The sequence below is a fragment of the Geodermatophilus sp. SYSU D01180 genome (genome assembly GCF_054050415.1).
In genome coordinates this window covers 45146-71541 of record NZ_JBJGZH010000014.1, presented here as the reverse complement: position 1 = coordinate 71541, position 26396 = coordinate 45146, and the positions used below count along the sequence as shown (strand labels likewise).

Genomic DNA, 26396 nt, shown 5'->3' with positions numbered 1-26396 from the left:
GCCACCGTGTCCGTGACGCCCACCGCCCTCGACGGCCTGGCCCGCGCGGCCGTGGAGGCGACGGCGGCCCTCGTGCTCGTCTGCGACGGCGACGGGCGGGTCCTGCTGGCCAACCCCGCCCTCGAGCGCTTCACCGGCCGCAGCGCCGCGGAGCTCGTCGGCGTCCCGTTCTGGCAGGTCGTGACCCTCCCCGAGGAGGTCGAGCTGGCCCGCGCCGCGCTGGCGATGGTCCTGTCCGGCCGGCCGGCGATCCCCGGGGAGGTCGACTGGCGCACCGGCGACGGCCGGCAGCGCCGCGTCGAGCTGCAGACCAGCGTGCTGACCCGCGACGACGGCGCCCCCTACGCCGTCGCCTTCATCGGCATCGACGTCACCGCGCACCGCGAGCGGGAGGCCCAGGTCCGCCGGCAGGCCGTCACGGACCCGCTGACCGGTCTGGCCAACCGCAGCGCGCTGTTCGCCGTCCTCGCCGCCCGCCTGCACGTCGAGACCGGCGACGGGTGCAGCCTGGTCTTCTGCGACCTCGACGGCTTCAAGGCGGTCAACGACCGCTTCGGGCACGCGGCGGGCGACCGGCTGCTGGTCGCCGTCGCCGGGCGGCTGCGCGCGCTGGCCGGCCCGGACGACGTCGTCGCGCGCCTCGGCGGCGACGAGTTCGTCGTCGTCTCGCGCGGCATCGACCCCGACGCGGCCGCCGACCGGGCGCGCCGGATCGAGGCGGCGGTGCAGGAGCCGTTCGACGTCGCCGGCGGCGAGGTCCGGGTGGGCGTGAGCACCGGGACGGCGACCGGCGGCCCCGGCGACGACCCCGACACCGTCATGAACCGCGCCGACATGGCCATGTACGGCGTGAAGAGCGTCCGCCGCGGCCGGCGCTGACGTGCCCGGGCGGGGAACACCCCGCCCCGCCGCGCTGCCGCTGACGTGCCCAGGACCCGGTTCGTCACCGGCGCGTCCCGCGGCTCCGGCCGCGAGTGGGCGACCGCCGCCCTCGAGCGCGGCGACACCGTGACCGCCACCGCGCGCGACACCGCCACCCGCGACCACGGGTCCCGGCCGGCCGAGTGGCGGCGGGGGGGAGCCGCTGTCGGTCGCCGCGCACGGCCGGCGCGCCTGACTCCCCCCGGCCGGGGACGGGCCGCCCGTCCCCGGCCGGGCCTAGGGTCCGCGGCGTGCCGACCGCGACCGCCGCCGACGTCCTCGCGTACCGCGTCACCACCCAGCAGCTGGACCGCGACACCGGCACGCCCGCCGACACCGCCGTCCTCGACCTCGGCGTCCAGGACACCGGACCCGACGGCGGCCTGTGGGCGCTGGCGGTCCGCGGCGTCGTGCCGGAGCCCGGCGAGCTGGCCACCGCGTGGACGCTGCGCGGCGCCCCGCACCTGTACCGCCGCGCCGACCTGCCCGCCGTCGCCGCGGCCACCGCGCCGTTCTCCGAGGCCGACGCCGCCAAGCGGGTCTTCGACGCCGCGAAGCCGCTCAGGGCCGCGGGCATCCCCGTGCTCACCGCGCTGGACACCATCGCCGGGCGCATGCGGGAGATCGTCACCGCGCCGACGGTCAAGGGTGACATGTCGCGCCGGCTGTCGGACGCGCTGGCGGACGCCCATGGGCCCGGCCCGTACAACCGGTGGTGCCGCCCGTGCGACGCGGTGCACCTCTACGAGCAGCCGTTCCGCCTGGCCGCGCTGCACGCCGGGCTGGAGCTGCAGCCGGGCACCTCGCCGCCGGTGCTGCAGCCGGTGCCCGGGTTCGCGCCCGCCGGCAGCGTCCCCGCCCGGCTCGACGTCGTCCGCGCGTACCTGCACCTGCTCGGCCCGGCCACGCCGCAGCACGTGGCCGGCTACCTCGACGGGGCGGTGAAGGACGTCAAGGAGCGCTGGCCCGAGGACGCCGTCGAGGTGGAGGTCGACGGGCAGCGGCGGTGGGTGCTGGCCGACGACGCCGGCCGGCTGGGGGACCGGGCGCCCCGGGGCGTGCGCCTGCTCGGCCCCTTCGACCTCCTCCTGCAGGCCCGCGACCGGGAGACGCTGGTGCCCGACGCCGACCGGCGCAAGGCCGTGTGGCCGGTGCTCGGCCGGCCCGGCGCGGTGCTCGCCGACGGCGCGCTCGCCGGGCTGTGGCGGCCGCGCAAGGCCGGGTCGTCGCTGACCGTCACCGTCGAGCCGTGGTCGCCGTTCTCCGCCGCCGTCCGCGCCGCCGTGGAGGAGCAGGCCGAGCGGCTGGCCGCCTTCCGCGGCGTCCGCCTCAAGGCGGTGGAGGTCTCCTAAGTGGCAGGAATGGCCATTTCTGCCACCCGGGCTCAGGCGGCCAGCAGGTCCGCGTCGTCGCCGGCGGCCACCAGCTCCGCGTAGCGGCCGCCGCGGGCCACGAGCTCCGCGTGCGTGCCGGACTCCACCACCCGGCCGGCGTCGAGGACGACGATCCGGTCGGCGTGCCGCACGGTGGACAGCCGGTGCGCGATGGTGATCGTCGTCCGGCCGCGGCGGGCCTCGTCCAGCGCCGCCTGCACCGCCCGCTCGGTGGCGGTGTCCAGCGCGCTGGTGGCCTCGTCGAGCACCAGCACCCGCGGGTCGCGCAACAGCGTACGGGCGATGGCCAGCCGCTGCTTCTCCCCGCCGGAGAACCGGTGCCCGCGGGCGCCGACGACGGTGTCGTAACCGTCGGGCAGCGCGGCGATCACGTCGTGCACCTGGGCGCGGCGGGCGGCGGCCTCGATCTCGGCGTCGGTGGCGCCGGGGCGGGCGTGCCGCAGGTTCTCCCGGACGGTGGCGTGCAGCAGGTAGGTCTCCTGCGAGACGACGCCGACCACCTGGGCGAGCGTGGCCAGCCGCAGGTCGCGCAGGTCGACGCCGTCGACGGTCACGCGGCCGGCGGTCGGGTCGGCCAGCCGGGCGACCAGCGAGGCCATCGTCGACTTGCCCGAGCCGGTCTCCCCCACCAGCGCCATCGTGGTGCCCGCGGGGACGGCGACGTCGACGCCGCGCAGCGCCGGGCGGGCGCCGTCGGGGTAGGTGAAGTCCACGCCCTCCCAGCGGACCTCGCCGCGCACCGCCGCCGGGTCCAGCTCGACCGGGGACGCCGGGTCGTCGATCTCCACCGGCAGGTCCAGGTACTCGAAGACGCGGCTGAACAGCGCCATCGAGCTGGTGACCGAGACGCCGACGTCGAGCAGCCCCATGAGCGGGCGGAACAGCGTCCCCTGCAGCGCGGTGAAGGCGACCAGCGTGCCGATGGTCATGCCGCCCGAGGTCGCCGGCAGCCCGGCGAACAGGTAGATCAGCGCGGGGATGCCGGCGAACACGACGCTCATCGAGGCCATCCGCCAGCGCCCGGCCAACTGCGAGCGGACCTCGAGGCCGACCAGGTCCTCCGACGTCGCGGCGAACCGGCGGGAGGCGGCGGGGCCCGCGCCCAGGGTCTTGCCCAGCAGCACGCCGCTCACCGACAGCCCCTCCTCGACCTGGCCGTGCAGGTCGGCGAGGTGCCGCTGCCGCTGCGCGGTGACCGCGCGGCGCATCCGCGCCACCTTGCGGGTCAGCGCGATGGCCGGCGGCAACACGACCAGGGACAGCAGCGACAGCCGCCAGGACAGCGCCACCATCGCGACCACGGTGCCGACGACGGTCGTCGCGTTGGACGCCAGCGAGGTCGCCGTCGAGGTGACCACCGACTGCATGCCGCCGATGTCGTGGGTGAGCCGCGACTGGACCTCGCCGCCGCGGGTGCGGGTGAAGAAGCCGAGCGACTGGCGCTGCAGGTGCGTGAACACCGCGGTCCGCAGGCCGTGCATGACCCGCTGGCCGACCGTCGTCGACAGCCAGGTCTGCACCACGCCGAGGACCGCGGTCACCCCGGTGACGGCGACCATGCCGGCGACCGCCCAGACCAGCAGCCGCACGTCCTGCCGGGGCAGGGCCTCGTCGATGACCAGCCGGATCAGGAACGGCGTCGCCAGCGCGACGACCGAGGAGGCGACGATGAGCGCCACCACGGTGCCGACCTGCCAGCGGTACGGGCGGAACAGCGCCGCGACCCGGCGCAGCGAGACCGGCGCGCGCTCCAGCTGCGCCCGGTCCGCGGGGTCGACGGTCCGCCCGGACCCGCCCCTCCCCCGTCCACTCCCCATCTCCTCGATGGTGACCACCTCCCGTGGTTGCTGAGGCTACCTCACGTTCCGGTAACCGCACCGTCATCGGTAGCATTCCCGCGTGGACGACGAGGGCGCCGAGCTCGGCGAGCTGGTGATGCGCGCCGCCCGCACCCAGCGCCGGCGTTGGCGGGACGTCCTCGCGCCGTGGGCGCTGTCCCCCCACCAGGCCCGCGCGCTGCGCGTGGTGGTCCTGCAGGAGGGCGTGCGGCTGTCCGACCTGGCCGGGGCGCTGCACATAGCGCCCCGCTCGGCGACCGAGGTGGCCGACGCGCTGCAGGAGCGGGGCCTCCTGGAGCGCACCCCGGACCCGACCGACCGCCGCGCCGTGCTGCTGCGGGCCACCGCCGAGGGACGCCGGGTGCAGGCCGAGGTGGACGCCGCCCGCCGGGCCGACACCCGTGAGCTGTTCGCCCGGCTGTCCGCCGCCGAGCGCGCCGAGCTGGCCCGCCTGCTGCGCGCCGTCGCGGACTGACGACGGACCCCGTCCTCCTCATCCCCCGCGAGCTCGGGACGAGCCTCTGGACGGGGCCACAGGGCGGGGCGCGATGCCACGATGAGGCGCATGGGCGAGCCGGTGCGGGCCGAGGAACTGCGGGTCTCCGACGTCGAGCGGAGGGCGGTGCAGGACCGGCTGCACCGGGCGGTCGGCGCCGGCCAGCTCGACCTGCACGAGTTCGACGAGCGCGTGACGGCGGCCTGGGCCGCCCGCACCCGGGGCGAGCTGGCGCGGATCACCCGCGACCTGCCCGAGCCGCCGCGCCCGCCCCGCCCGGCCCCGCGGCACCCGGTCTTCGCCGACACCGGCGGCGGGACGGCGATGCGCGTGCTCACCACCGTGTGGGCCGCCGCGGTCGCGGTGAACGTCGTCGTCTGGCTGCTGGTCTCCCTCGGCAACGGCGACCCGGCCTACCCGTGGTTCATCTGGCTCGCCCCGTCCGGGGCGGTCCTCGCCGTCCTGTACGCCACCGGGATCGGCCGGCCGCGGCGTTAGCGCTCGGAGCGGCGGCGCTGGCGGGTCTTGGCCCCGTACATCGCGCGGTCGGCCCGGGCGATGACCTCGTCCGGCGCGGCCCCGGGCCGGCCCACCGCCCCGCCGACGCTGATGCCGACCACCACCGGGCCGGCCGCGGTGGGCACCGGCGCGCCGACCCGCTCGCGCACCGCGTCGGCGAGGTCGGCGAGCACGGCCTCGTCGCCGGCCGGGAACAGGACCACGAACTCGTCCCCGCCGAACCGGGCGACGACCGCGTCGGGCCCCGCCTCCGCGCACAGCCGGGCGGCGACCTCGACCAGCACCGCGTCACCGACGGCGTGCCCGTGCACGTCGTTGACCACCTTGAACCCGTCGAGGTCGCAGAACAGGACGCCGCAGTCGCGGCCGGACGCCGGGTCCAGGCGGTGGGTCAGCTCCTCGAAGAGCGCCCCCCGGTTGAGGATCCCGGTCAGCCGGTCGGTGCGCGCCCGCTCCGACAGCACCGCCTCCCGCCGCCGCTGGTCGGTCACGTCGATGCCCACGCACGCGACCGCGTAGGGGCGGCCGTCGGCGCCGGTGAGCACGTTGTTCTGCATCGAGATCAGGCGGCGGGTGCCGTCGGCGGTCAGCCAGTCGCCCTCCTGCGGGAACGCCCGGCCGGTGGCGACGGCCCGCCCGACGGCGTCCACGGCCAGGGTGCGGTGCTCCGGGACCACCCAGACGTCGACGAACGAGCGCCCCACCAACTCGTCCGGCGTGCGCCCGGTGAACCGCTGCAGCGCCGGGTTGGCCAGCAGGATGCGGCCCTCCCCGTCCACGACGCAGACGAGGGCGTCGGTGCCCTCGACGAACTCGTGCGCCAGCCGGCCGTCCACCCGGGCGCTACCGGACCCCGGAGGGCCGGTCCCCGCAGCTGCCCTGCACCCCGGGTCCCCTCCCTCCCCGCGCCGGCAGGACAGGACGCCCCGCGCAGGCGATCACAGCACGCCCGGACGACACCCGTCGATCGGTACGGTCCCGGACCGTCCGGTCTCCCCGCCTCACCGGACCACCCACAGGCCCTCGCCCCGCTCCCCGCAGTACCCCACCGCGACCGCCCCGGCCGCGGTGGGCAGCAGCGCCTCGAGCGACCCCTCGCCCGCGCACAGCGGCCCGGAGACCGACACCGCCCCGGTCGCCCGCTCCACCGAGACGACGGTGGGCACGAGCACGTCGGAGGAGGTCAGCACGTGCACCCAGCCACCGTCGGGATCGGCCAGCAGGCCGGAGACGACGCCGGTCCCGGGCACCTCCGCCACCGTCGTCGCCGCGGTGACGCCGGGGGCCACGGACACCACCCACGCCCGGCCGGCGGCCTCGTCCTGGAGCGCGGCCAGCACGGCCCCGTCGGGCAGCACCGTGGTCACCTGCGTCTCCGCGGGCCCGTCGGAGAGGTACACCCGCGGCCCGGCCGGGGCACCCTCCGGCGTCCGGTACTCCACCCACGGCCGCAGCTCCCGCACCGGCGGGGAGTCGACCGGGCCCTCGGTGTCGTGGCGCCAGCCCTCGTCCTCGCCGATCGTCACGAGCAGGCGGCCGTCGGCGGTCGGCGTGCCGCCGTCGCCCTCCACCGGCCGGTTCTCGAGGACCGCGCCGGTCGCCAGGTCGAGGACGAGGACGGCGCGGGCGCCGTTGCCGTCGGAGAGCTCGGCGCGGCACGTGCCGTCGTCCGCGCAGGTCAGCTCCGCGCCGTACAGGATCGCGCCGGGCCCGAAGGGGAAGGCGCCGGGCAGCTCGGTCGTGGTCACCTCGCCGGTGCCCGGGTCCAGGCGCACCAGCGCCAGCTCGCCGAGGGCGGGCGAGTCGACGTCGGTGTCGTCGGCCAGCTCGACCAGGTACACGGCGTCGCCGTCGGGGGCCGTCGCGAGGCCGCCCTGCCAGACCCCGGTCGTGGCCGGGAAGTCCTCGCGCTCGGTGAACAGCACCGGCTCGCCCAGCCCGCCGTCGACGACGGGCCAGCCGGCGAGCACGTCCGGCGGCGGGGGCGGGTCCTCGCTGTCGACGTCCCACGGGCGCTCGCCGAGCGCCCACACGACGCCGGCGCCGGCGGTTCCCCGCGCGACGGTGAGGTCCTCGGGCAGGACGCCGGCGAACGCCCGGCCGCCGGCGACGGCGGTCCACGGGCCCGGCGGCAGCGGCCCGGCGTCGGGCTGCGGCCGGCCGGCCCCGGCAGGGGCGCAGCCGGCGAGCAGGAGGAGGGCCAGGGTGCCCGTCAGCAGCCGCGTCACCGGAGCACCCACAGACCCTCGGCGCGGCCCTCGCAGGTGCCGACGGCGACGGCCCCGGCGGCGGTGAGCCGCAGGTGGCCGAGGTCGGCCTCCCCGGGACAGAGCGGGCCCGAGTCGGCCGTCCCGCCCGTGGCCAGGTCGACGGTGACCAGCACCGGCACCAGGACGTCGTCGGACCCGAGCAGGTGCGCCCGGCCCGCCGCGTCGTCCACGACCAGCGCGTCCCGGTCCGGCACCCACCCGGTCCCGGCCAGCACCGTGGGCTCCTGGTCCCCCGGTGCGAGCGCGAGCAGCCGGGTGGCGTTGCTGCGCTCCTCCCGGACGACGACCAGCAGCGTGCCGTCGGGGCGCACGTGCCGGTCGACGACCTCCGCGCTGACCGCCGACAGCGGCACCCGCGGGCCGGTCGGCTCCCCCGCGCCCGTGGCGAACCGGACCCACGGGATCCGCCAGTCGTACCCGGGAGACTCCCCCGCCGGCACCGCCTGCGTCGCGACGCCGGACAGCACCCGCAGGTCCGCGACCGGCGTCGGGTCCCCCGGCAGGTCCTCCCCGGGCGGGTCCCCGGCCAGCACCGCGCCGGCGCCGGCGTCCAGGACGACGGCGGCCTCCTGCCCCTCGCCCGCTCTGACCCGCGCGGCGCAGACGCCCGCGGCGTCGCACTCCAGCTCGGTCCACGACACCAGCGCCGAGTCCGGGAAGGGCCACTCCCAGGCCAGCGGGACCCGGGTGACCTCGCCGCCGGCCGGGTCGAAGCGCAGCAGCACCAGCCCGGGGACGCCCGCGTCGGTGCCGCTGTCGTCGGCGAGCTGGGCCAGCAGCAGGGCGTCGCCGTCCGGGGCCGGCGCCAGGCCGGCGGTGAGCGGGTTCGTCGTGCGCGGCCAGGCCTCGCCCTCGGTGAACACCACCGGCGCGCCGAGCCCGCCGGCCGTGACCGGGTAGGCCAGCAGCACGTCGGCCGGCCGGGGCAGCGGGTCGCGCTCGACGTCGAACGGGCGGTCGCCGAGCACCCAGACGACGGCGTCGTCGCCGGCCACGTGATCGGCCTCGAACTCGCCGTCCACGGCGTCGCGGAACAGCGCCCCGCCGGCCACGCCGGTGTAGGGCCCCGGCGGCACCGGCCCCCCGGCGTCGTCGGGCCAGCCGGTCCCGCAGGAGGACAGCAGCAGGAGCCCGGCGGACAGGGTCGCGGCGCGCAGGAGGGGTCGGGTCACGCCCCGACCGTCGCCACAGCGGCTTGCGGGCGGCTTGGGCGCGACTCGGGCCCGTCCCTTCCCGCCGAGATCCCTCAGCGCTAAGGTATCGGCCCATGGCAGCGGCGCGCCGGGTCCGGATCGGCATCGACACCGGGGGCACGTTCACCGACGTCGTCGCCGTCGACGAGGACACCGGGCGGACGACGACGACCAAGACGCCGTCCACCCCGGCCGACCCCGCCGAGGGCTTCCTCGCCGGCGTCCGCAAGGTGCTCGGCCTCATGGACCTGGACGGCTCCGCGGTCACCGCGGTCAGCCACGGGACGACGGTCGCCACCAACCAGCTGCTCGAGGGCAAGCTGGACCGGATCGGGTTCGTCACCACCGAGGGCTACGAGTCGGTGCTGGAGATCGCCCGCCAGTCGGTGCCCGACGGCTACGGCAACAGCTACTTCTGGGTCAAGCCGCCGCGGATCGTCCCGGCCGACCTGGTGCGCACCGTCCGCGGGCGGCTCGACCACACCGGCGCCGAGGTCCGCCCGTTCGACCGCGACGACGCCGTCGCCGCGGCCCGCTTCTTCCGCGACGCCGGCATCACCACGATCGGCGTCTGCTTCCTGCACGCCTACGCCGACGACGCGCACGAGCGCGCCATGCTCGAGGTGCTGCGCGAGGAGCACCCGGACGCCGTCGTCAGCATCAGCTCGCAGGTGCTGCGCGAGTACCGCGAGTACGAGCGGTCGGTGACCACGCTGGTCGACGCCGCCGTGAAGCCGAAGGTCGGCGCCTACGTCACCAACATCCGCACCCGGCTCGACGAGCTCGCGCCGGGCGTGCCCTTCTACGTCATGAAGAGCAACGGCGGCGTGCTGTCGGCCGGCGAGGTGGTGCACCAGCCGATCACCACGATGCTGTCCGGGCCCGCGGCCGGGGCGCTGGGCGCGGCGCTGATCGCCGGGGCCGCGGGCTTCGACCGCGTCCTGACCTGCGACGGCGGCGGCACCTCCACCGACGTCACTGTGGTCATCGACGGCGAGCCGGCGCTGACCACCGAGGGCTCGGTCGGTGACTACCCGTCCAAGATCCCGATGATCGACGTCGTCACCGTCGGCGCGGGCGGCGGCTCGATCGCCTGGCTCTCCCCCGAGGGCACGCTCAAGGTCGGCCCGAAGTCGGCCGGCGCCGACCCGGGCCCGATCTGCTACCCCGACGGCGGCGACCAGCCCACGGTCACCGACGCGCACGTCGTCCTCGGCCGGATCCCCCCGCACCTGCTGGGCGGCGAGATCCCGCTGTCGGTCGACGCCGCCCGGGACGGCCTGCAGCAGCTCGGGGCGAAGCTCGACATGGACCTCGAGCGCACCGCCACCGGCATCCTCGAGATCTCCGCCTGGAACCAGGCCAACGCGCTGCGCCAGGTGACGGTCGCTCGGGGCCTCGACGTCCGCGACTTCACCCTCACCACCTTCGGCGGCTCGGGCTCGCTGCTGGCCTGCCGGCTGATGGACATCCTCGACCTGCCGCGCACGCTGGTGCCGCCGAACCCGGGCAACGTCAGCGCGTTCGGCCTGCTCACCGTCGACGTCCGCAACGACTACGTGCAGACCGTCGTCTCCAAGCACCTCGACCTCGACCTCGCGCGCGTGCAGTCGGTCTTCGCCGACCTCGAGGCGCAGGCGCGGACCGCCCTGGACGGCGAGGGCTTCGCCCGCGACCAGCAGCGCATGCAGCGGACGGCGGACCTGCGCTACGTGGGCCAGGCGTTCGAGGTGCGGGTGCCGGTGGCCGACGGCGAGCTCGACCGGGCCGCGGCCGAGGACGTCGCGCAGGCCTTCCACGCCGCGCACCGCCGGCTGTACGGCTACGACTTCGCCGACGACCCCCGCCAGGCCGTCGAATGGGTGAACCTGCGCGTCAGCGGCATCGGGCCGATCCGCCGTCCGGACGTGGTGGAGCTGCCCGCCCGGGAGGGCGGGACGGACCGGGCCGTCACGGGCACCCGCCGCGTCTTCTTCGACGACTGGGTGGACACCCCGACCTACGACCGGCCCCGCCTCGCGCCCGGCGACGTGGTCCGCGGCCCGGCGGTCATCGAGGAGTTCGGCTCCACCGTCCCGGTCCACCCCGGCTTCGCCGCCACCGTCGACGCCCACGGCAACCTGCTGCTCACGAAGGAGTCCTGATGACCCTGACGAACGGCCAGGTGGACGCCGACCCGGTGCTCGTCGAGATCGTCGCCGGCACGCTGGCCGCGATCGAGAAGGAGGTCGAGACCTCCATCGGGCGCACCTCGCGGTCGCCGATGATCCGCGACGCCCACGACTTCCGCGCCGGCATCCACGACCGGCAGCTGCGCAAGCTCACCGGCCGCTCGTACTCGGCGCTCGTGCACCCGGTGGTGCGCGACTACCCGATCGAGACGATGAACGTCGGCGACGTCTTCTTCCACAACGACGTCTACCTGTCCGAGGGCGGGATCGGCCACCTGCCCGACCTGTGCGTGACGGTGCCGGTGTTCGCCGACGTCGACGGCGCCCCGACGGTGGTGGCGTTCATCCAGGCGTTCGGCCACCACGACGACATCGGCGGGGCGGTGCCGGGTTCCATGCCGAGCGCCGCCACGAGCGTCTACGAGGAGGGCCTGATGGTCCCCCCGATCAAGCTGTGGGACCGCGGCGTGCCCAACGAGAGCGCGCTGAAGATCATGACCCGCAACTCGCGGATGCCCGACTCGCTGGCCGCCGACCTCGACGCCGAGTGCTCCGCGTGCCTCGCCGGCGCCCGCCGCCTGGGCGAGCTGTTCGACCGCTACGGCGTGGCCGCCGTCGAGGCCTGCTTCGACGCGATCCTGGCCAACTCCACCGAGGTCTACCGGCGGGAGATCCTGTCGCAGATCCCCGACGGCACCTACGTCTGGGAGGACTACGCCGAGCACGACGGCGTGGAGGAGCCCCAGCTCCACCGCCAGCGGATCACGCTGACCATGGACTCCACCCGCGAGACCCCGCTGGTCATCGACTTCACCGGCACCGGCCCGCAGGCCAAGGGCCCGATCAACCACTGCGGCGACTACGCCGACGGCAACTTCCTCAAGAAGTGGCTGGCGCCGATCCTGCGCAACCTCGCCGAGACACCCGAGCGGATGGCCGAGCTCGACGTCAACGAGGGCGTCGTCCCGCTGATCGAGATGCGCTTCCCCGGGAAGGGCACGCTGCTCACGCCGGTCTTCCCGGCGCCGACCAACGCCCGGACGTTCGTGATCCTGCGGCTGCTCGGCGTGCTCGCCGGCGTGCTCGCGAAGGCGACCGGCGGCCGGATGCCCGCCGACCAGGAGACGATCCGCTACACCGGCGTCTACGGCACCGACCTCGACGGCCAGCCGTACCTGATGCGCGAGGTGCTCGGCGGCGGCTCCGGCGGTCGGTACTACGCCGACGGCGAGGACACCATCCACGTCGTCCCCGACTCGCGGAACCTGCCCACCGAGTTCACCGAGTCCCGGTTCCCGCTGCGCGTCGAGCGGCTGGGCCTGGCGCTGGACTCCGGCGGCCCGGGCCGGTACCGCGGCGGCTGCGGCTACGAGAAGCACATCCGGGTGCTGCGCGACGCGCACTTCATGTCGATCGCCGACCGCTCGATCCTGTCCTGCTGGGGCGTCAACGGCGGGAAGGCGGGGCGGCCGTTCCAGGTCACCGTCGACCCCGGCGGCCCGGACGAGCACGACGTCGACGCGCTGGCCGACGCCGAGCCGCTGCCGGCCGGCACGGTGGTGCGGATCCGCACCACCGGCGGCGGCGGGTGGGGCGACCCGCTGGACCGGCCGGTGGAGGAGGTCCTCCGCGACGTCGCCTGGCGCAAGGTGAGCGTCGCCGGCGCCCGCGAGGACTACGGCGTGGTCGTGCGCGAGGACGGGTCGGCCGACCTCGAGGCGACGAACGCGCTGCGCGACGGGATGCGCGCCGCCCGCACCGGCGACGAGCCCTTCTTCGACCGCGGCCCCGGCTACGCCCTGCTCTCCGGCGGCGCCGCGTTCAACGAGTTCGACGTCCTGTGAGGGTCTACTCCACCCGCTCGTACCTGCTCACCGGTGCGGTGAGGGGAGCGGCGGGTCAACAGACCGGCTGCCGTGCTGTCCCGGCGAGGGCGAACTCGAGGCGGACGTCGTCGGTACGCGGAAGGAGAACGGCGGCCCCGGTCGTCGGCGTCCACTCTGCCGGCAGCAACAGATAGTGGTCACCCGCCTGTTGCACCAGCTTCAGGCCGTCGTATCGAAAGCGAAAGGCCACCTCGGACTCCCCGGCGGCCGCGCACGGCACCTCGACGACACCCGGGATGTCCAGGCTGAGGCTCCGCTCGCTGAACAACACCGCGTCGGGCCACCCGGCCATCCGCTCCATGAGATCCACAGCACGTCCCCGTCCCACTCCACCCGCGTAGCTGGTGACCGCCCAGAAGAGCCCCACGGTGACCAGGACGAACGCCGCTCCCCATTCGGCCACTTCGGCTCCCCGCACCCCTGACGTGCGCGCGTCCTCGTCCCGGGCCCACACCGAGCGAGCCAGGTGGACGCCATAGACGAGCAGTAACACGCCGATCGACAGGGACAGTCCTCCGGCCTCCGGGACCTGACGCACCGGCCGGGCCCCCGTCAGGACCATCCCTACTGCGATGGCGATCAGCACAGTCCCCGTCGCCGCCGCGATGAGGGCTGTGGCCCGCACGATGCTGCGCCGGGTTCCGCCCGGCAGTCGGTTCACCATCACCCGGTGAGCCCACACCCCGACGAGAGCACAGAGGGCGGCGATGGCGATCGGCACGAAGAGCCCGTCCGCGCTGCGCACGAGGAAGTCGGTCGGGGTCAGGTCGAGGACGGTGAAGTTCACCCCGAAGTAGCCGAAGAAGGCGGCGGCGTGCTGTCGGCCGAAGTAGAGGAGCAGCGCCGTGACCGCCGTGGTCGGGGCGATCACCGCACCGGCGGTCCTGAGCACGTGCCCGAGGGCCTCACCCGTACCGAGGTCCGAGGGCTCCGCGACTCCCGGTTCATCGGGCGGTCGGCGCCCCGCCCGATCCTGTCCGGTCGGCCGCGAGGAGCGGCCGACCGGGTCACGGCGCCGGGCTCGGGTGCTCGTCATCCGGCCGGGCTATTCCGTCGGCGGGCATGTGGAGAACACCACGACGATCTCCGTGAGTTCCGTCTCCGTCGATGGCGCGTTGTAATCGAACCTCTGGATGCACAGCGGAGGCACCCGGCTGGCGACATCGGCAGGGTCGAGGGTGACCGTGCAGATGCCTTCGCACCGCGTCCTGTAGCCGTTCACCAGATCGTCGCTGTACGGGCTGCTCACGTCCTCGAAGACGGGCACGTCGGCAGGGATGCCCGGTCTCCCACCCCCGCCCTCGCTCTGAGGCTCGTCCGTCTCCGAGTCCGGCGCGCCCGGACGAGGTAGGGCTGTACCGGCGTCCTCGTCCTCCCCAGCAGGCGGTGGAGCAGGAGCCGGAGCAGGCGCAGGAGCCGGAGCAGGCGCAGGAGCCGGAGCAGGCGCAGGAGCCGGAGCAGGCGCAGGAGCCGGAGCCGGAGCAGGCGCAGGAGCCGGAGCAGGCGCAGGAGCCGGAGCCGGAGCAGGCGCAGGAGCCGGAGCAGGCGCAGGAGCCGGAGCAGGCGCAGGAGCCGGAGCAGGCGCAGGAGCCGGAGCAGGTGCCGGAGCGGGTGCCGTCTCGGTGTGTGGGCTCGGATCGGGATCGGTGCCCGGACCGGACGGGGATCCCGGATACGTGTCCGGTCCGCTGCCGGGTGCGGGGACGGGGGCAGCGGTGCCCGGGGTCGACGGCCCCGTCTGGTCGCTCCCCCGGGTGGGCGACGGCTGGTCCTGGGACCCGGCCTCGGACGCGGTCGTCGACCCGCCGCCGCAGGCGACGAGCAGGACCGCCAGGAGGACGCCGAGGAGGACGCGGATTCGAGCGGCGCAGGTCACGGTGACCTCCTGCGGCCGAAGCCGAGACGGACGGTGACCACGGTTGCCGTCCCCGCTGTGCCCGGTCAAGGGACTTACTGCCCGCGCGCGACCACCGTCCGCAGTCCTCGGCACATCCGGCCGGCCCGCTGCGGCGACCCGCCGCGGGCACGCGAACGGTGGGTCGCCGCAGCGGATTGGCTCAGGTGACGGGGTCGGTGCTGCCGGCGCCCGGCTTGGCGCTGTCCCCGGTCTGGCCCTCGTCTCCCTGCGTGGAGGTGTCCTCCTCGACGCCCTCCGGCCGGATCGGCGTCTCCTCCAGCACGTGCTCCTCGGCCTGCTCGCGGTCGGTGCCCGGCACCTCGGTCATCGTGTCCTCCCTCGTCGTCGGGTGCCGGTCCCCTACCCCGCCGCCGCCCGGGCAGGCGCGGGTTCGCCGCCGGTGAACGGGGCGCGCAGGGCCGCGGCGGTGGCCTCGTCGGCGGGCAGGAACGCCTCGACCGACAGCTCGGCGGCGGTGAGGTCGACGGCGGTGCCGAAGGTGGTCACCGTGCTGAGGAAGGACAGCACCGTGTCGCCGGCGCGGATCCGCAGCGGCACGGCGATGCCGTCCGGCGTCGAGCGGTCGGTGCCGCCGGGGAGCGCGGCCAGCTCGCGGTGCAGCGCGGCGAGCTGGGGATCCGCGGTCAGGTGCGCCTCGCGGCCCAGCCGGTGCAGGACGTGCGCCCGCCACTGCGGCAGGTTGGCGATCCGCGGCGCCAGCCCCTCGGGGTGCAGGCTCAGCCGCAGCACGTTGACCGGCGGCTCGAGCAGGTGCGCGGCGGCGCCGTCGAGCAGCGGCGCCACGCTCGCGTTCGCCGTCACCAGCTCCCACGACCGGTCGACCACCAGCGCCGGGAAGGGCTCGTAGGCGGCGAGCACCAGGTCCAGCGCCCGGGTGACGGCGGCCATGTCCGGGGAGTCCAGGCCCCGGCGGCCGTAGGCGGGGGCGAAGCCGGCGGCCAGCAGCAGGTCGTTGCGCTCGCGCAGCGGCACCTCCAGCCGCTCGGCCAGCCGCAGCACCATGTCCCGGCTCGGCCGCGACCGGCCGGTCTCCAGGAAGCTCAGGTGCCGGGCGGAGACCCCGGCGTCGTTGGCCAGGTCCAGCTGGGACAGCCGGCGGCGCTGCCGCCAGCCGCGCAGCAGCTCCCCGACGTCCGGGCGCACCACGGTGGTCACGGCGCGGACGCTAGCGACGACGGCGCCCCGCGTCGCCTACCCGGGAGGTAATCGACGCCCTTCCCCGGCAGCACCACGGTCACCGCCATGACAACGACCACCACCGCCCGCCGCCCCCTCGACCTGCTCCGCGTCGCTTTGCGCCTGGACGCCGTCGTCACCGGCGCCAACGGCCTGGCCTACCTGGCCGCTGCGCCGCTGCTGTCCGACCTGCTGGGTGTCCCCACCGGGACGCTGCGCGGGCTGGGCGCCTTCCTCGCCGTCTTCGCCGCCGGGGTCGCGCTCGTCGCCGCCCGCCCGCGCGTCTCGCGGGGCGCCACGGAGGTCGTCGTCGGCGCCAACGCGCTGTGGGCCGCCGGCAGCGTCGCCGCCGTCGTCGCCGGCCGCTTCGACCTCACCGCCGCCGGGACGGTCTGGGTGCTGCTCCAGGCCGCCGTCGTCGCCGGGTTCGCCGCCCTCCAGCTCACCGCCCTCCGCGCCCACTGATCCCCCTGAGGAGACCGCCATGACCGCCACCCCCGACCTCGCCGACCGCTACCTCGCCGCCTGGAACGAGACCGACCCCGCCGCGCGGCGGGCGCTGGTCGAGGCGCTGTTCACCGAGGACGTCACCTACACCGACCCGATGGCCGACGTCGCCGGCCGCGACGGGCTGGACGCGACCATCGCCGCCGTCCACGCGCAGTTCCCGGGGTTCGTCTTCCGGCTCGCCGGCCCGGCCGACGCGCACCACGGCCAGGTGCGTTTCACGTGGCACCTCGGCCCGGACGGCGCCGAGCCGCCGGTCACCGGGTTCGACGTCGCTGTCACCGACGGGGACGGCCGCATCCGCACTGTGCTCGGCTTCCTCGACCGCGTGCCCGCCTGAACGGACCTCCGCGATCATGGCGCCGTGACCACCGGGTACCCCCGGACGACGGTCACCGCGCCATGATCGCGGGAGGGCTCAGCGCCGCCGCTGCCACCAGCGGCGGCGCTGCGGCGTGCCCGGCGACGCCGCGGCCGGCGGCTCCGGAGCGGGCGGTGGGCGGTCGCGGCGCCAGCCCTCGACCAGCGCGTCGACGTCGGCCAGGCCCGGCACCGGCGACCAGCGGCTCTCCGCCGGCCGCCGCCAGAAGGCCTCGACCCGGGCGTTGTAGTCCTCGGCGACGGCGCGCACGGCGTCCTCCGACGGCAGCGCAGCCACCCGCGCGGGCAGCTCGTCCCGCTCCCGGCGGAGCGCCAGGCCTGGCGGCAGCATGTCCGCGGGCGCCACGCCCTCGCGCCGGGCCTTGGCCACCGCCCAGTCGTAGGCGGTCTCGTTGGGGTCGAACGCCGGCAGCGGCCTGCCGGCGCCGCGCAGCCCGGTGAAGTCGCCGCGGTCCTGGGCCTGGCCGATCTGCCGCTCGACCCAGGTCTCGAACGACACCCCGGGCGGCTTCCGCTGGGTCACCCTCCCACCTCCGGCCTCCATGCTCCGCCTCTGCCAGGCTGCCGTGCATGCGGACGACGGGCAGCCGGGAGGTCTACCGCAACCCGTGGATCCGGGTGCGCGAGGACACCGTCGAGCGGGTGGACGGCTCCACCGGCGTCTACTCCGTCGTCGAGAAGCCGGACTTCGCCACCGTCATCGCGGCGGAGCGGGACGGGTTCTGGCTGGTCGAGCAGTTCCGCCACCCGCTGGGCCGCCGGGTCTGGGAGTTCCCGCAGGGCACCTGGTCCTCCGAGGCACTGGCAGCGGGCACGAGCGGGACGGCGGAGGAGCTGGCCCGCGCCGAGCTCGCCGAGGAGACCGGGCTGCGGGCCGGCCGGCTCGAGCACCTCGGCCACGCGGACCTCGCGCCGGGGCTCTCCACCCAGGAGTTCGACGTCTGGCTGGCCACCGACCTCACGCCCGGCCCGACCGCCCGCGAGGTGACCGAGGCGGACATGGTGGCGGCGTTCGTGCCCGAGGCCGAGCTGCGGGCGATGGTCCGCGACGGCAGGTTCACCGACGGCCCCTCGCTCGCCGCCTGGGCCCTGCTCCTGCTGTCCCGCACGTAGGCGGCAGAGATGGCCATCTCCGCCGCCCAGGTCAGGCGGCGCGGAGGGAGCGCAGGGCGGGGGTGACGCGGGCGAGCTCGTCGAGCATCGCCTTACCGCCGGCCTCGAGCTCGGCGTTGGGCGTGAACTGGTCCTCGTCGTCGAGGAACTGCGCGAAGAACGGCACCGAGATCGCCTCGGGGACGGTGTGCAGCCGCAGCGCGCCGAGCACCGGCTTGACCGCCGACGACGCCCGCAGGCCCGCCGAGACGCCGCCGTAGGTGACCAGCCCGGCCGCCTTGTCGGCCCACTCGACCGAGAGGTAGTCCAGCGCGTTCTTGAGCGACGCCGGGAAGGAGTGGTTGTACTCCGGGGTCACGAAGACGAACGCGTCGGCGCGGGCGACCGTCGCGCTCCAGTCCTTCGTGTGCTGGTGGGTGTACTGCTGCAGCCGCGGGTGGTTCGGCTCGTCGAACACCGGCAGGCCCACCTCGGCGAGGTCGACCAGCTCCACGTCGAAGCCGCCGTGCTCCTGTGCCAGGCGCTGGACCCAGCGGGCGACGGCGATGCCCCGGCGGCCGGGGCGGGTGCTGGCGACGATGACCTGCAGGACGGGACGGGACACCGGGACCTCCGGGACGACGACGGGACCGACTCGTTGAGGACTCAACCGTTGCGGTGGTCGACCGCTTCCCCCACGGCGCGTGACCCCCGCCGCACCGTCGTGACCCGATCGTGGCTGGACGGCGGGTCCCCGGCCGTGCCTGCGGCCGGAGCCGTCGCGGAGGGTGGCGACCCACCCTGATGGGGTGATCCCCCAGCTCAGGAGCCTGCGCCGGGGGCGCGCAGCCCCGACGCTGTCCCGGTGCCGCTCACCGCTCCCGGCCTGCCGGACCTGCCGCCGGACCTCGCCGGGCCGGTCGCCGTGGAGCTGGCCCGGCCGGTGCGGGACCTGCCGGTCGCGTCCGCGCTGCCCGGTGGCTGCCGCTACGAGCCCAAGTGGGACGGCTACCGGCTGGTGGTGGTCCGCGGCCGCGCCGGCACCCGGCTGTGGTCCAAGCAGGGCCGCGACCTCACCGACCGCTTCCCCGACCTCGCCGCGGCCGCGCTCGCCCAGGTGCCGGCCGGGACGGTCCTCGACGGCGAGGTCGTCGTCTGGAACGGCGAGCGGCTGGACTTCGGGCTGCTGCAGCGCCGCATGGTGACCGTCCCCTCCCGGATGGCCGCGCTGGCCGCCGCGCACCCCGCCTCCTACGTCGCCTTCGACCTGCTCGCCGCGGGCGGCGCCGACCAGCGCCGCCGGCCGTTCCGCAGCCGGCGCGCCGCCCTTGAGGAGCTCGCGCGGCGGTGGGCGCCGCCGATGCAGCTCTCGCCGGTCACCGCCGACCCGGAGGAGGCCCGTGGCTGGGCCGCGGACCTGCGCCCGCTCGGCGTCGAGGGCCTGGTCGCCAAGGGCGCGGCCACCCGGTACGCGGGTGGGCGCCGCGAGTGGCTGAAGGTCAAGTCCTGGGAGACGACGGAGGTGCTCGCCGGCGGCGTCATCGGGCCGGTGGACCGGCCGGGCCAGCTGGTCGCCGGCCGCTACCGGGACGGCGAGCTGGTCGTCGTCGGCCGCACCGGGCCCCTCTCCCCCGCCCAGTCGGCGGAGCTCGCCGCCGTCCTCACCCCCGCCGGCGAGGACCACCCCTGGCCCGAGCGGATCGGCACCGGCCGCTTCGGCGGCGGGCGGCTGTCGGTGGCGCTCACCCGTGTGCGGCCCACGGCCGTCGTCGAGGTCAGCGCGGATGCCGCGCTCACCGCCGGGGTGTTCCGGCACCCGCTGCGCTTCGTCCGGGTCCGCGCCGACCTGCGTCCCGCCGACGTGCCGCCCGCGGACTAGGGACGCTGCGGCACCCGGCCCAGCGTGACGAGGAACCGGCGCAGCAGGCAGGCCAGCTGAGCGAGCTCGTCCTCGGACAGCCCCGCCAGCAGGCCGCGCTCCGTCTCCAGGTGGTCGGGCAGGGCCGCGTCCAGCGCCGCCCGCCCCGCGTCGGTGAGCGTGACGACGACGGCCCGCCCGTCGGCCTCGCTGCGGGTGCGGGTGATCAGTCCCCTCTCCTCCAGCCGGTCCAGCCGCTGGGTGATCGCCCCGGAGGTGACCAGCGCGGTGCGCATCAGCGCCGTCGGCGTGAGCTGGTAGGGCTCACCGGCGCGCCGCAGCGCGGCGAGCACGTCGAAGGACGGCGCGTCGAGGCCGTGCCGGGCGAAGGTGGCGCGCTGGGCGAGGTGGACCTCCCGCTGCAGCTGGGTGATCCGGCCGATGACCCCCATCGGCGAGCAGTCGAGGTCGGGACGCTCGCGGGCCCACTGCTCGAGGATGAGGTCGACCGCGTCCTCCACTCCGGTACTTCAGCAGTGAGAGAACGGCAGCGTCAAGCCGCGCCGCGCCGCGCCGAGGGCTCCACCAGGCCGGAGGCCAGCCGGACGGTGAGCCCCGCCGGGCCGGCCACCAGGTCGACCGCGTCCCACAGCTTGCGGGCCAGCCACAGGCCCATGCCGCCGGCCGCCAGGTCGTCGCCGTGGGCCGGCACGAAACCCGCGAGCGGGTCGGCGAAGCCGGTGCCGGAGTCGGTGATGGTGACCACCAGCGTGTCGCGGTCGGCCCACACGCGGGCGGAGATCGGCCGCCGGCCGTGCCGGAAGGCGTTGGCCGCCACCTCGCTCACGCCGAGGTGGAGGTCGGCGCGCTGGTCCTCGTCGGGGACGACCTCGGCGAACACCCGCCGCAGTTCCCCGCGCAGGCCGGCCAGCGCCGGCGCGCCGTCGACGGCGTACACGGGTTCCCCGGCCTCGACCGGCTCCCGGACGGCGGCGAGGTCCTGCAGGCAGGCGACCGGGTCGCGGTACTCGGAGTTGCTCACCCGCATGCCGCCCATCCACAGCTCCGGGTGGGTGTGCCGCGCGTTCCGGAGGACCTCGGCCGGAGCCCGGTCCCGGTCGTAGACGCACATGCAGGACAGCGGCGTCCCCTGCACGAGCGCGTTCGACGCCGCCTCGTACCGGAGGATCTCCCGCCAGCGCCGCCGGACCGACCCGTACAGCGGCTCGGCGAGGATGCGCAGCCGGCCCGACCCGCGGGTGGCGGCGTGCTCCACGCGCTGCCGGATGACGGCGAAGGCGTCGGGCACGCGGGCGCCGACGAGGAAGATCCGCGGGTCGTCCTCGAGCTCGGTGGACCGCATGCCGAGCGCCCGGCGGACCGCCGCGACGGTCTCCGGCGGGCAGGCGAGGACCGACAGGTCCCCGGCCGCCAGGCCCTCGTCCAGGTAGGCGGCGGCCACGGCCACCGCCTCGTCGGGCCCGCGGACCAGCGCGGCGGTGTGGGCGAAGGCAGACCGGGACGCGATGGTGGACGAGCCCTGCGCCGCCGCGCCGCTCGTCGGTTCCGACCGCGTGACGGCCGCTCCCGTCCCAGGTTCCACTGGCCCCTCGACCGTCTCCGGTCCGGAACTGCTCCGGCCCACCGCTCCCGATTGTGGGGCACGGTGCGGGGAGCCCGCTCGCGGGGGGCCCGGTACGCCCCCGTACGGGTGCGCCGGCGCCACTACGCCGCGGGCACCGGGACGGCCGGCACCCCGGCGAGGACGAGCACGCGGGCCGGCGCGGAGCCCTCCGCGGCGCGCACCTCGGGCACCGCACGGCGCTCCTCGACCAGCCGGAGCAGCTCGAGGACCAGCCCGACGCCGGCGCTGGCCAGGTAGGGCACCTGCCGCAGGTCCAGCACCACCCGCGCCCCGTCCGCGACGCCGTCGAGCGCCCGCAGCGCCTCCTCGCGCAGGACCGGGGTGGCGGCCAGGTCGACGTCGCCGGCGAAGTCCAGCCGCACGCCGCCGGGGACCCGGTCCACGGCCAGACGGGCCGGCCCGGCGTCGGTGCGGGCGACGGCGCGCCGGGTCACCGGCTCCCCCCGCCCCGGGCCGGCCGGGACGAAGCGGAAGCGCACCGTGGTGCCCGCGCCCTCGGCGCCGTTCGCGTCGACCGAGCGGCCCACCTCGACGTCGTCGGCCAGCGCCGAGATGAGCTCCAGCCCCCGGCCGCGGTACCCCCGGTCGGCCGGCGCCGGGCGCCACACGCCCTCATCCCGCACGCAGACGTCGACGCTCCCGTCGGCGGTCCGCTCGAGCCGGTACTCGCAGCGGCCCTCGCCGGCGGCGGTGGCGTAGGCGTGCTCGACGGCGTTGGCCAGCGCCTCGCCGAGGGCCAGCTGCAGGTCGTCGAGGGAGTCCCCGCCCAGCCCGGCCGCCCGCGCCCAGGCGGTCACGCTACGCCGCACCCCGCGCAGCCGGGCCGGGTCGGCCTCCAGCACCTCGTGCAGCGGCGGCGGGACCAGCCGCGCGGCGATGACCGCGACGTCGTCGGGGAGGGCGTCGTCGTCGAGCACCTCGGCCAGCAGCGCGCGGGTCAGCCGGTACGGCTCGACGTCGGAGAGCCGGGCCGCGGCATCGGCGACCCGGCGCAGGCCGGTGTCCAGCGGCTCCCGGCGGCGCTCGACCAGGCCGTCGGTGTAGAGCAGCAGCGTCGTCCCCGGGGTGATCGCGGTGCTGCCCTCGGCGTAGGGCCGCCGGCCCGGCGCGCCGAGGACCGCGCCCGCGCCCTCCTCGAGGAAGGTCGCCGCGCCGTCGGTCACCAGCAGCGGCGGCGGGTGGCCGGCGCGGGCCCACCGCACGGTGCCGGCGGCCCAGTCGAGCACCACGCAGGCCGCCGTCGAGGCCAGGGCGCCGGGCAGCCGCGCGGCGAACCGGTCCAGCAGCTCCAGCGCCTCGGCCGGGGAACTGCCCTGCAGCAGCGCCGTGGACAGCGCGCTGCGCAGCTGCCCCATGACGGCGGCGGCGGCCGGGCCCTGCCCGACGACGTCGCCGACGGCGATGGCCACCCGGCCCGGGCCCAGCTCGACGACGTCGTACCAGTCGCCGCCGGCCGAGGTGCCCGCGGCGCCGGGGAGGTACTCCGCGGCCAGCGCCAGCCGCTCCAGCCGGGGCACCGCAGCGGGCAGCAGGCTGAGCTGGATCGTGGAGGAGATGTCCTGCTGGGCGCGGTAGAGCCGGGCCCGCTCCAGCGCCGAGGCGCACTGCTCGGCGACGGCCAGCAGCATGCCGCGCTCCACGGCCCGGAACCGCTGGGCCGCCGGCGCGCCCACGCCGACGACGCCGACGACGCGGCCGGCGACCAGCAGCGGCAGCGCGACCACCGCGCCCGGACCGCCGGGCACGGGTGCGGTGTCCGGCGAGGCGGCGGTGTCCTCGATCCAGACCGCCCGCCGCTCCGCAGCCGCCCGGGTGACCGCCAGCGACGCGCCGAGCGGGATCTCCGACCACTGCTGCGCGTCCCGGGCGCCGGCGTTGCTCCACAGCAGGTGCAGCGCCCGCCGGGCGTCGTCGATCTCGTAGACGCCCACGGAGCTGCCCCGGCCGGTCAGGGCCTCGACGTGGCGGGCCGCCGCCTCGGCGACCTCCACCGGCGTGGTGGCGGCCGACAGCTCGGCGGTGACGCGCTGCAGCAGCCCCAGCCGACGGGCGGTGGCCCGCTCGTCGGCCAGCAGCAGCGCGTTGTCGAGGGCCAGCGCGGACCGGGTGGCGATCTCCTCGGCCAGCGCGCGGTCGTCGTCGTGGAACGGCGGGGCGTCGTCGCGGCGGCCCATCGCCAGCACCGCGCGCACCCGGCCGCGGACGGTGAGCGGCACGACCAGCGCCGAGCGGAGGTCCAGCCGGACGCCCCCGTCCCCCGCGCCGGACAGGAGCGGCCGCAGCACCGGTCGCCCGGTGTCGAGCACCTCGCGGCCCAGCCCGCCGTGCGGCTCCAGCCCGGCGAGCGCCGCACGGACGTCGCCGTCGACGCCGGCGCGCCCGGCGTAGCGCAGCCGCCCGTCGTCGCCGACCACGCGGACGGTGCAGACGTCGGCCAGCCGCCGGTCGACCAGCAGCCGCGCGAGGCCCGCGAGCTGCCGCTCGGCCTCGGTCTCGCGGTCCAGCGCCGTGCCGACCTCGGCGAGCAGGGTCTGCCGCTCGGTCTCGCGGTACCGGGCGTTGATGTCGGTGCAGCTGCCCACCCAGCCGCCGGCGGTGCCGCCGATCGGCACGGCGCGCTCGAGCAGCCAGTGGTAGGCGCCGTCGGCGCGGCGGAGCCGGAACTCGACCTCCCAGCCCTGCCCGGCGGCGACCGCGGCGGCCACGGTGCCGGCGTAGCGCTGCGCGTCCTGCGGGTGCAGCCCCGACCGCCAGCCCTCGCCGAGCTCCTCCTCGACCGCGCGGCCGGTGAAGGCGGTCCACCCGGCGTTGAGGAACTGCCGCCCGCCGTCGTCGCCGGCGACCCAGATCAGCGCCGGCGCGAGGTCGGCCATGGTGGTGAACCGCTCCTCCGCCTCCCGTCGGGCGCGGCCGAGCTGCAGGTGGGCGTCGACGCGGGCGAGCAGCTCCTGCGCGGAGAACGGCTTGACCAGGTAGTCGTCGGCGCCGGCGGCCAGGCCTTCGACGGCGGCCTCCTGGCCGGCGCGGGCGGAGAGCAGGACCACCGGCACGCGGGAGGTGCGGGCGTCGGCACGCAGCGCGGCCAGCAGCTGCATGCCGTCCAGCCGCGGCATCATCACGTCGCTGACGACGAGGTCCGGCGGGTCGGCCAGGGCCGTCTCCAGGGCCGCCTGCCCGTCGCCGACCGCGCGGACCTCGTGCAGCGGCGCGAGCAGCCGCACGACGTAGTCGCGCATGTCGGCGTTGTCGTCGGCGACCAGGACCCGGCCGGCGCGGCCGCCCTGCGCGCCGGGTGCCGCGGCGGGCGCGTCGTCGGACTCCCCCGGCAGCCAGCGCAGCGCCTCGGCGACGAACGGGGTGGCGCCGGGCGAGATCGCCGGTGGCTCGGCCGCCGCGGGCGCGAGCCGGTCGGCGGGCAGGTGCGCGGTGCCCAGCGGCACGCGGACGGTGAAGGCGGTGCCGACGTCGGGGGCGCTGTCCACCTCGATCGAGCCGCCGTGCAGGCCGACCAGCTCGCGGACCATCGCCAGCCCGATGCCGCTGCCCTCCCCCGACCGGCTGCGGGCGCCGGAGACGCGGGAGAACCGCTCGAACAGCCGCGGCAGCTCCGCGGCGGGGATGCCGGTGCCGGTGTCGGCGACGGTGAGCACGGCGACGCCGTCCACCTCGCGCAGCCGCACGGTGATGCCGCCCGCGAAGGTGAACTTCAGGGCGTTGGAGAGCAGGTTGAGGACGACCTTCTCCCACATGTCCCGGTCGACGTGCACCGGCTGCGACAGCGGCGGGGTGTCGACGGTCAGCCGCAGGCCGGCCCGGTCGACGGCGGAGCGGAAGACGCTGGCCAGCTCCGCGGTGGTCGCGGCGAGGTCGACCGGCTCGAACCGGGCGTCGATGCGGCCGGCCTGGATGCGGGAGAAGTCGAGCAGGGTGTTGACCAGCTTCTGCAGCCGCAGCGCGTTGCGCTCGACGACCTCGAGCTCCTCGGCGACCCGCGCGTCGGCCGTGGCCACCGGGGAGGACCGCAGCTCGGCGACCGGCCCCATGATCAGCGTCAGCGGCGTGCGGAACTCGTGGCTGACGTTGCTGAAGAAGTCGGTCTTGGCGCGGTCCAGCTCGGCGAGGGCCTCCGCGCGGCGCCGCTCGGCGGCGTGGCTGCCCGCGTTGGCCAGGCCCGAGGCGATCTGGCCGGCGACCAGCTCGAGGAAGCCGGTGTACGCCTCGTCGAGGGCGCGGTGCGGGTTGAGGCCGACGACCAGGAAGCCGGCGATGCCGGCGGCGTCGGGCAGCGGGGAGGAGATCGGCACGGCCAGCGCCCGCTCCGGCGGGCGGGCCCAGGCGCCGGTCGGCAGGCCGGGGAGGCGGTCGAGGCCGTCGACGACGACCTGCTCGCCCGCGCGCAGCCGGGACAGCGGCCACACCGCGTCGTCGGTGAGGGTCCCCGGCGCCGCGGCCGAGCCCGGTGTCAGCCCGGTGGCGGTGCCCAGCCGGGCGGTGCCGTCCTCGTCGACCAGGTAGGTGGCGGAGAAGGGCAGGTCGGCGTCGTTGCGGGCGAGCTGCGCGCCGACGGCGGCCAGCACGTCGGCCTCGGTGCGCGTCGCGGCCACCGCCGTCGCGAGGTCGCGCAGGCTGGCCATCCGCCGCTCGGCCAGCACCCGGTCGGTGTTCTCGGTGACGACGCAGAGCATCCCGGCCGTGCGGCCGTCGTCGTCGGCGACCGGGCTGTAGGAGAAGGTGTGGTAGGTCTCCTCCGGGTAGCCGCTGCGCTCGAGGAACAGCAGCAGGTCCTCGTCCCAGGTGGCGATGCCGGTCTCGAGGACCGACTCGATCCGCGGGCCGATGTCGTCCCAGATCTCCGCCCACATCTCGCGGGCCGGCCGGCCCAGCGCCCACGGGTGCTTCCCCTGCAGGGTGTCGCGCTGGTAGGCGTCGTTGTAGAAGGCGGTCAGCTCGGGGCCGTAGGCGGCCCACATGGAGAACCGGGACGTGAGGACGATCCGGACGAGGTTGCGCAGCGCCGACGGCCACCGCTCGGGCGGCCCGAAGGGGGTGCCGGACCAGTCGCGGGCGGCCATCTCCCGGCCCACCTCGCCACCGCCGGAGAAGAGCGAGGTGCGCGCGTCCTCGGTCACCG

23 protein-coding genes are annotated in these 26396 nt (G+C 76.4%); 10 read left to right on the top strand and 13 right to left on the bottom strand.

The annotated features are described in order from the left end of the window. The first annotated feature begins 12 nt into the window (after positions 1-12). A complete protein-coding gene (locus ACI8AA_RS14320) occupies positions 13-879 on the top strand; it encodes a diguanylate cyclase domain-containing protein (RefSeq protein ID WP_457045074.1) in 867 nt (288 codons plus the stop codon). A gap of 293 nt (positions 880-1172) precedes the next feature. Continuing rightward, on the top strand, positions 1173-2273 hold the full coding sequence (locus ACI8AA_RS14315) for a winged helix DNA-binding domain-containing protein (RefSeq protein ID WP_457045073.1): 1101 nt from the start codon (positions 1173-1175) through the stop codon (positions 2271-2273). A 32-nt stretch (positions 2274-2305) separates the two neighbouring features. On the opposite strand, the gene ACI8AA_RS14310 is transcribed toward ACI8AA_RS14315, so the two are convergent. Next, entirely contained in the window at positions 2306-4150 is a 1845-nt protein-coding gene (locus tag ACI8AA_RS14310; protein ID WP_457045072.1) for an ABC transporter ATP-binding protein, read from the bottom strand. A 64-nt stretch (positions 4151-4214) separates the two neighbouring features. Here ACI8AA_RS14310 and ACI8AA_RS14305 point away from each other — a divergent pair, with 64 nt between their 5' ends. Beyond that, on the top strand, positions 4215-4628 hold the full coding sequence (locus ACI8AA_RS14305) for a MarR family winged helix-turn-helix transcriptional regulator (RefSeq protein WP_457045071.1): 414 nt from the start codon (positions 4215-4217) through the stop codon (positions 4626-4628). Positions 4629-4718: 90 nt separating this feature from the next. After that, positions 4719-5147 carry a DUF1707 SHOCT-like domain-containing protein gene (locus tag ACI8AA_RS14300; RefSeq protein ID WP_457045070.1) on the top strand — a complete coding sequence of 143 codons (429 nt, stop codon included), beginning with the start codon at positions 4719-4721 and terminating at the stop codon, positions 5145-5147. Here ACI8AA_RS14300 and ACI8AA_RS14295 read toward each other — a convergent pair. The 3 genes from ACI8AA_RS14295 to ACI8AA_RS14285 all read right to left on the bottom strand — a co-directional run bounded on the left by ACI8AA_RS14295 (position 5144) and on the right by ACI8AA_RS14285 (position 8610). Further along, positions 5144-6004, bottom strand: a complete 861-nt coding sequence (locus ACI8AA_RS14295; protein ID WP_457045069.1) for a sensor domain-containing diguanylate cyclase — start codon at positions 6002-6004, stop codon at positions 5144-5146. The genes ACI8AA_RS14300 and ACI8AA_RS14295 overlap by 4 nt on opposite strands. 165 nt (positions 6005-6169) lie before the next feature. Continuing rightward, entirely contained in the window at positions 6170-7396 is a 1227-nt protein-coding gene (locus ACI8AA_RS14290; RefSeq protein ID WP_457045068.1) for a hypothetical protein, read from the bottom strand. After that, a complete protein-coding gene (locus tag ACI8AA_RS14285; protein ID WP_457045067.1) occupies positions 7393-8610 on the bottom strand; it encodes a hypothetical protein in 1218 nt (405 codons plus the stop codon). The genes ACI8AA_RS14290 and ACI8AA_RS14285 overlap by 4 nt, the downstream gene beginning before the upstream one ends. Before the next feature lie 95 nt (positions 8611-8705). Between ACI8AA_RS14285 and ACI8AA_RS14280 the strand changes: the two genes are divergently transcribed. Further along, positions 8706-10775: a hydantoinase/oxoprolinase family protein gene (locus ACI8AA_RS14280; RefSeq protein ID WP_457045066.1), complete on the top strand. Its 2070-nt coding sequence runs from the start codon at positions 8706-8708 to the stop codon at positions 10773-10775. Next, positions 10775-12646, top strand: coding sequence for a hydantoinase B/oxoprolinase family protein (locus ACI8AA_RS14275; protein ID WP_457045065.1), 1872 nt, complete (start codon positions 10775-10777; stop codon positions 12644-12646). Before ACI8AA_RS14280 ends, ACI8AA_RS14275 begins: the two co-directional genes overlap by 1 nt. Before the next feature lie 55 nt (positions 12647-12701). Here ACI8AA_RS14275 and ACI8AA_RS14270 read toward each other — a convergent pair whose 3' ends face one another. From ACI8AA_RS14270 to ACI8AA_RS14255, 4 genes are all read right to left on the bottom strand, one after another. Continuing rightward, positions 12702-13559, bottom strand: coding sequence for a hypothetical protein (locus ACI8AA_RS14270; RefSeq protein WP_457045064.1), 858 nt, complete (start codon positions 13557-13559; stop codon positions 12702-12704). Positions 13560-13733: 174 nt separating this feature from the next. Continuing rightward, positions 13734-13955, bottom strand: coding sequence for a hypothetical protein (locus tag ACI8AA_RS14265; protein WP_457045063.1), 222 nt, complete (start codon positions 13953-13955; stop codon positions 13734-13736). A gap of 790 nt (positions 13956-14745) precedes the next feature. Next, positions 14746-14913: a hypothetical protein gene (locus ACI8AA_RS14260; RefSeq protein WP_457045062.1), complete on the bottom strand. Its 168-nt coding sequence runs from the start codon at positions 14911-14913 to the stop codon at positions 14746-14748. 32 nt (positions 14914-14945) lie between these two features. Beyond that, positions 14946-15761: a helix-turn-helix domain-containing protein gene (locus ACI8AA_RS14255; protein WP_457045061.1), complete on the bottom strand. Its 816-nt coding sequence runs from the start codon at positions 15759-15761 to the stop codon at positions 14946-14948. 87 nt (positions 15762-15848) lie between these two features. Here ACI8AA_RS14255 and ACI8AA_RS14250 point away from each other — a divergent pair, with 87 nt between their 5' ends. Both ACI8AA_RS14250 and ACI8AA_RS14245 read left to right on the top strand, forming a co-directional pair. Further along, positions 15849-16247 carry a hypothetical protein gene (locus ACI8AA_RS14250; RefSeq protein ID WP_457045060.1) on the top strand — a complete coding sequence of 133 codons (399 nt, stop codon included), beginning with the start codon at positions 15849-15851 and terminating at the stop codon, positions 16245-16247. Positions 16248-16266: 19 nt separating this feature from the next. Next, a complete protein-coding gene (locus tag ACI8AA_RS14245; RefSeq protein ID WP_457045059.1) occupies positions 16267-16629 on the top strand; it encodes a nuclear transport factor 2 family protein in 363 nt (120 codons plus the stop codon). Positions 16630-16707: 78 nt separating this feature from the next. Here ACI8AA_RS14245 and ACI8AA_RS14240 read toward each other — a convergent pair whose 3' ends face one another. Next, the gene (locus ACI8AA_RS14240) at positions 16708-17193 is read right to left on the bottom strand and encodes a DnaJ family domain-containing protein (RefSeq protein ID WP_457045058.1); all 486 of its coding nucleotides are present in this window, start codon (positions 17191-17193) and stop codon (positions 16708-16710) included. 47 nt (positions 17194-17240) lie between these two features. Here ACI8AA_RS14240 and ACI8AA_RS14235 point away from each other — a divergent pair, with 47 nt between their 5' ends. Then, complete coding sequence (locus ACI8AA_RS14235) at positions 17241-17783, top strand: NUDIX domain-containing protein (protein ID WP_457045057.1); 543 nt, start codon at positions 17241-17243, stop codon at positions 17781-17783. Positions 17784-17814: 31 nt separating this feature from the next. On the opposite strand, the gene ACI8AA_RS14230 is transcribed toward ACI8AA_RS14235, so the two are convergent. Then, a complete protein-coding gene (locus tag ACI8AA_RS14230) occupies positions 17815-18387 on the bottom strand; it encodes an NADPH-dependent FMN reductase (protein WP_457045056.1) in 573 nt (190 codons plus the stop codon). Between the two features lie 240 nt (positions 18388-18627). On the opposite strand from ACI8AA_RS14230, the gene ACI8AA_RS14225 reads away from it, so the two are divergent. Beyond that, positions 18628-19641 carry an ATP-dependent DNA ligase gene (locus tag ACI8AA_RS14225; RefSeq protein WP_457045055.1) on the top strand — a complete coding sequence of 338 codons (1014 nt, stop codon included), beginning with the start codon at positions 18628-18630 and terminating at the stop codon, positions 19639-19641. On the opposite strand, the gene ACI8AA_RS14220 is transcribed toward ACI8AA_RS14225, so the two are convergent. The 3 genes from ACI8AA_RS14220 to ACI8AA_RS14210 form a co-directional block, all read right to left on the bottom strand. Beyond that, positions 19638-20141, bottom strand: a complete 504-nt coding sequence (locus tag ACI8AA_RS14220; RefSeq protein WP_457045054.1) for a MarR family winged helix-turn-helix transcriptional regulator — start codon at positions 20139-20141, stop codon at positions 19638-19640. The two genes, ACI8AA_RS14225 and ACI8AA_RS14220, sit on opposite strands and share 4 nt — an antisense overlap. A gap of 32 nt (positions 20142-20173) precedes the next feature. Further along, positions 20174-21223 (bottom strand): anti-sigma factor RsbA family regulatory protein, encoded by a 1050-nt coding sequence (locus ACI8AA_RS14215; RefSeq protein WP_457045053.1) that lies wholly within the window; start codon positions 21221-21223, stop codon positions 20174-20176. 122 nt (positions 21224-21345) lie between these two features. Further along, positions 21346-26394: a SpoIIE family protein phosphatase gene (locus ACI8AA_RS14210; RefSeq protein ID WP_457045052.1), complete on the bottom strand. Its 5049-nt coding sequence runs from the start codon at positions 26392-26394 to the stop codon at positions 21346-21348. Positions 26395-26396: the final 2 nt, after the last annotated feature.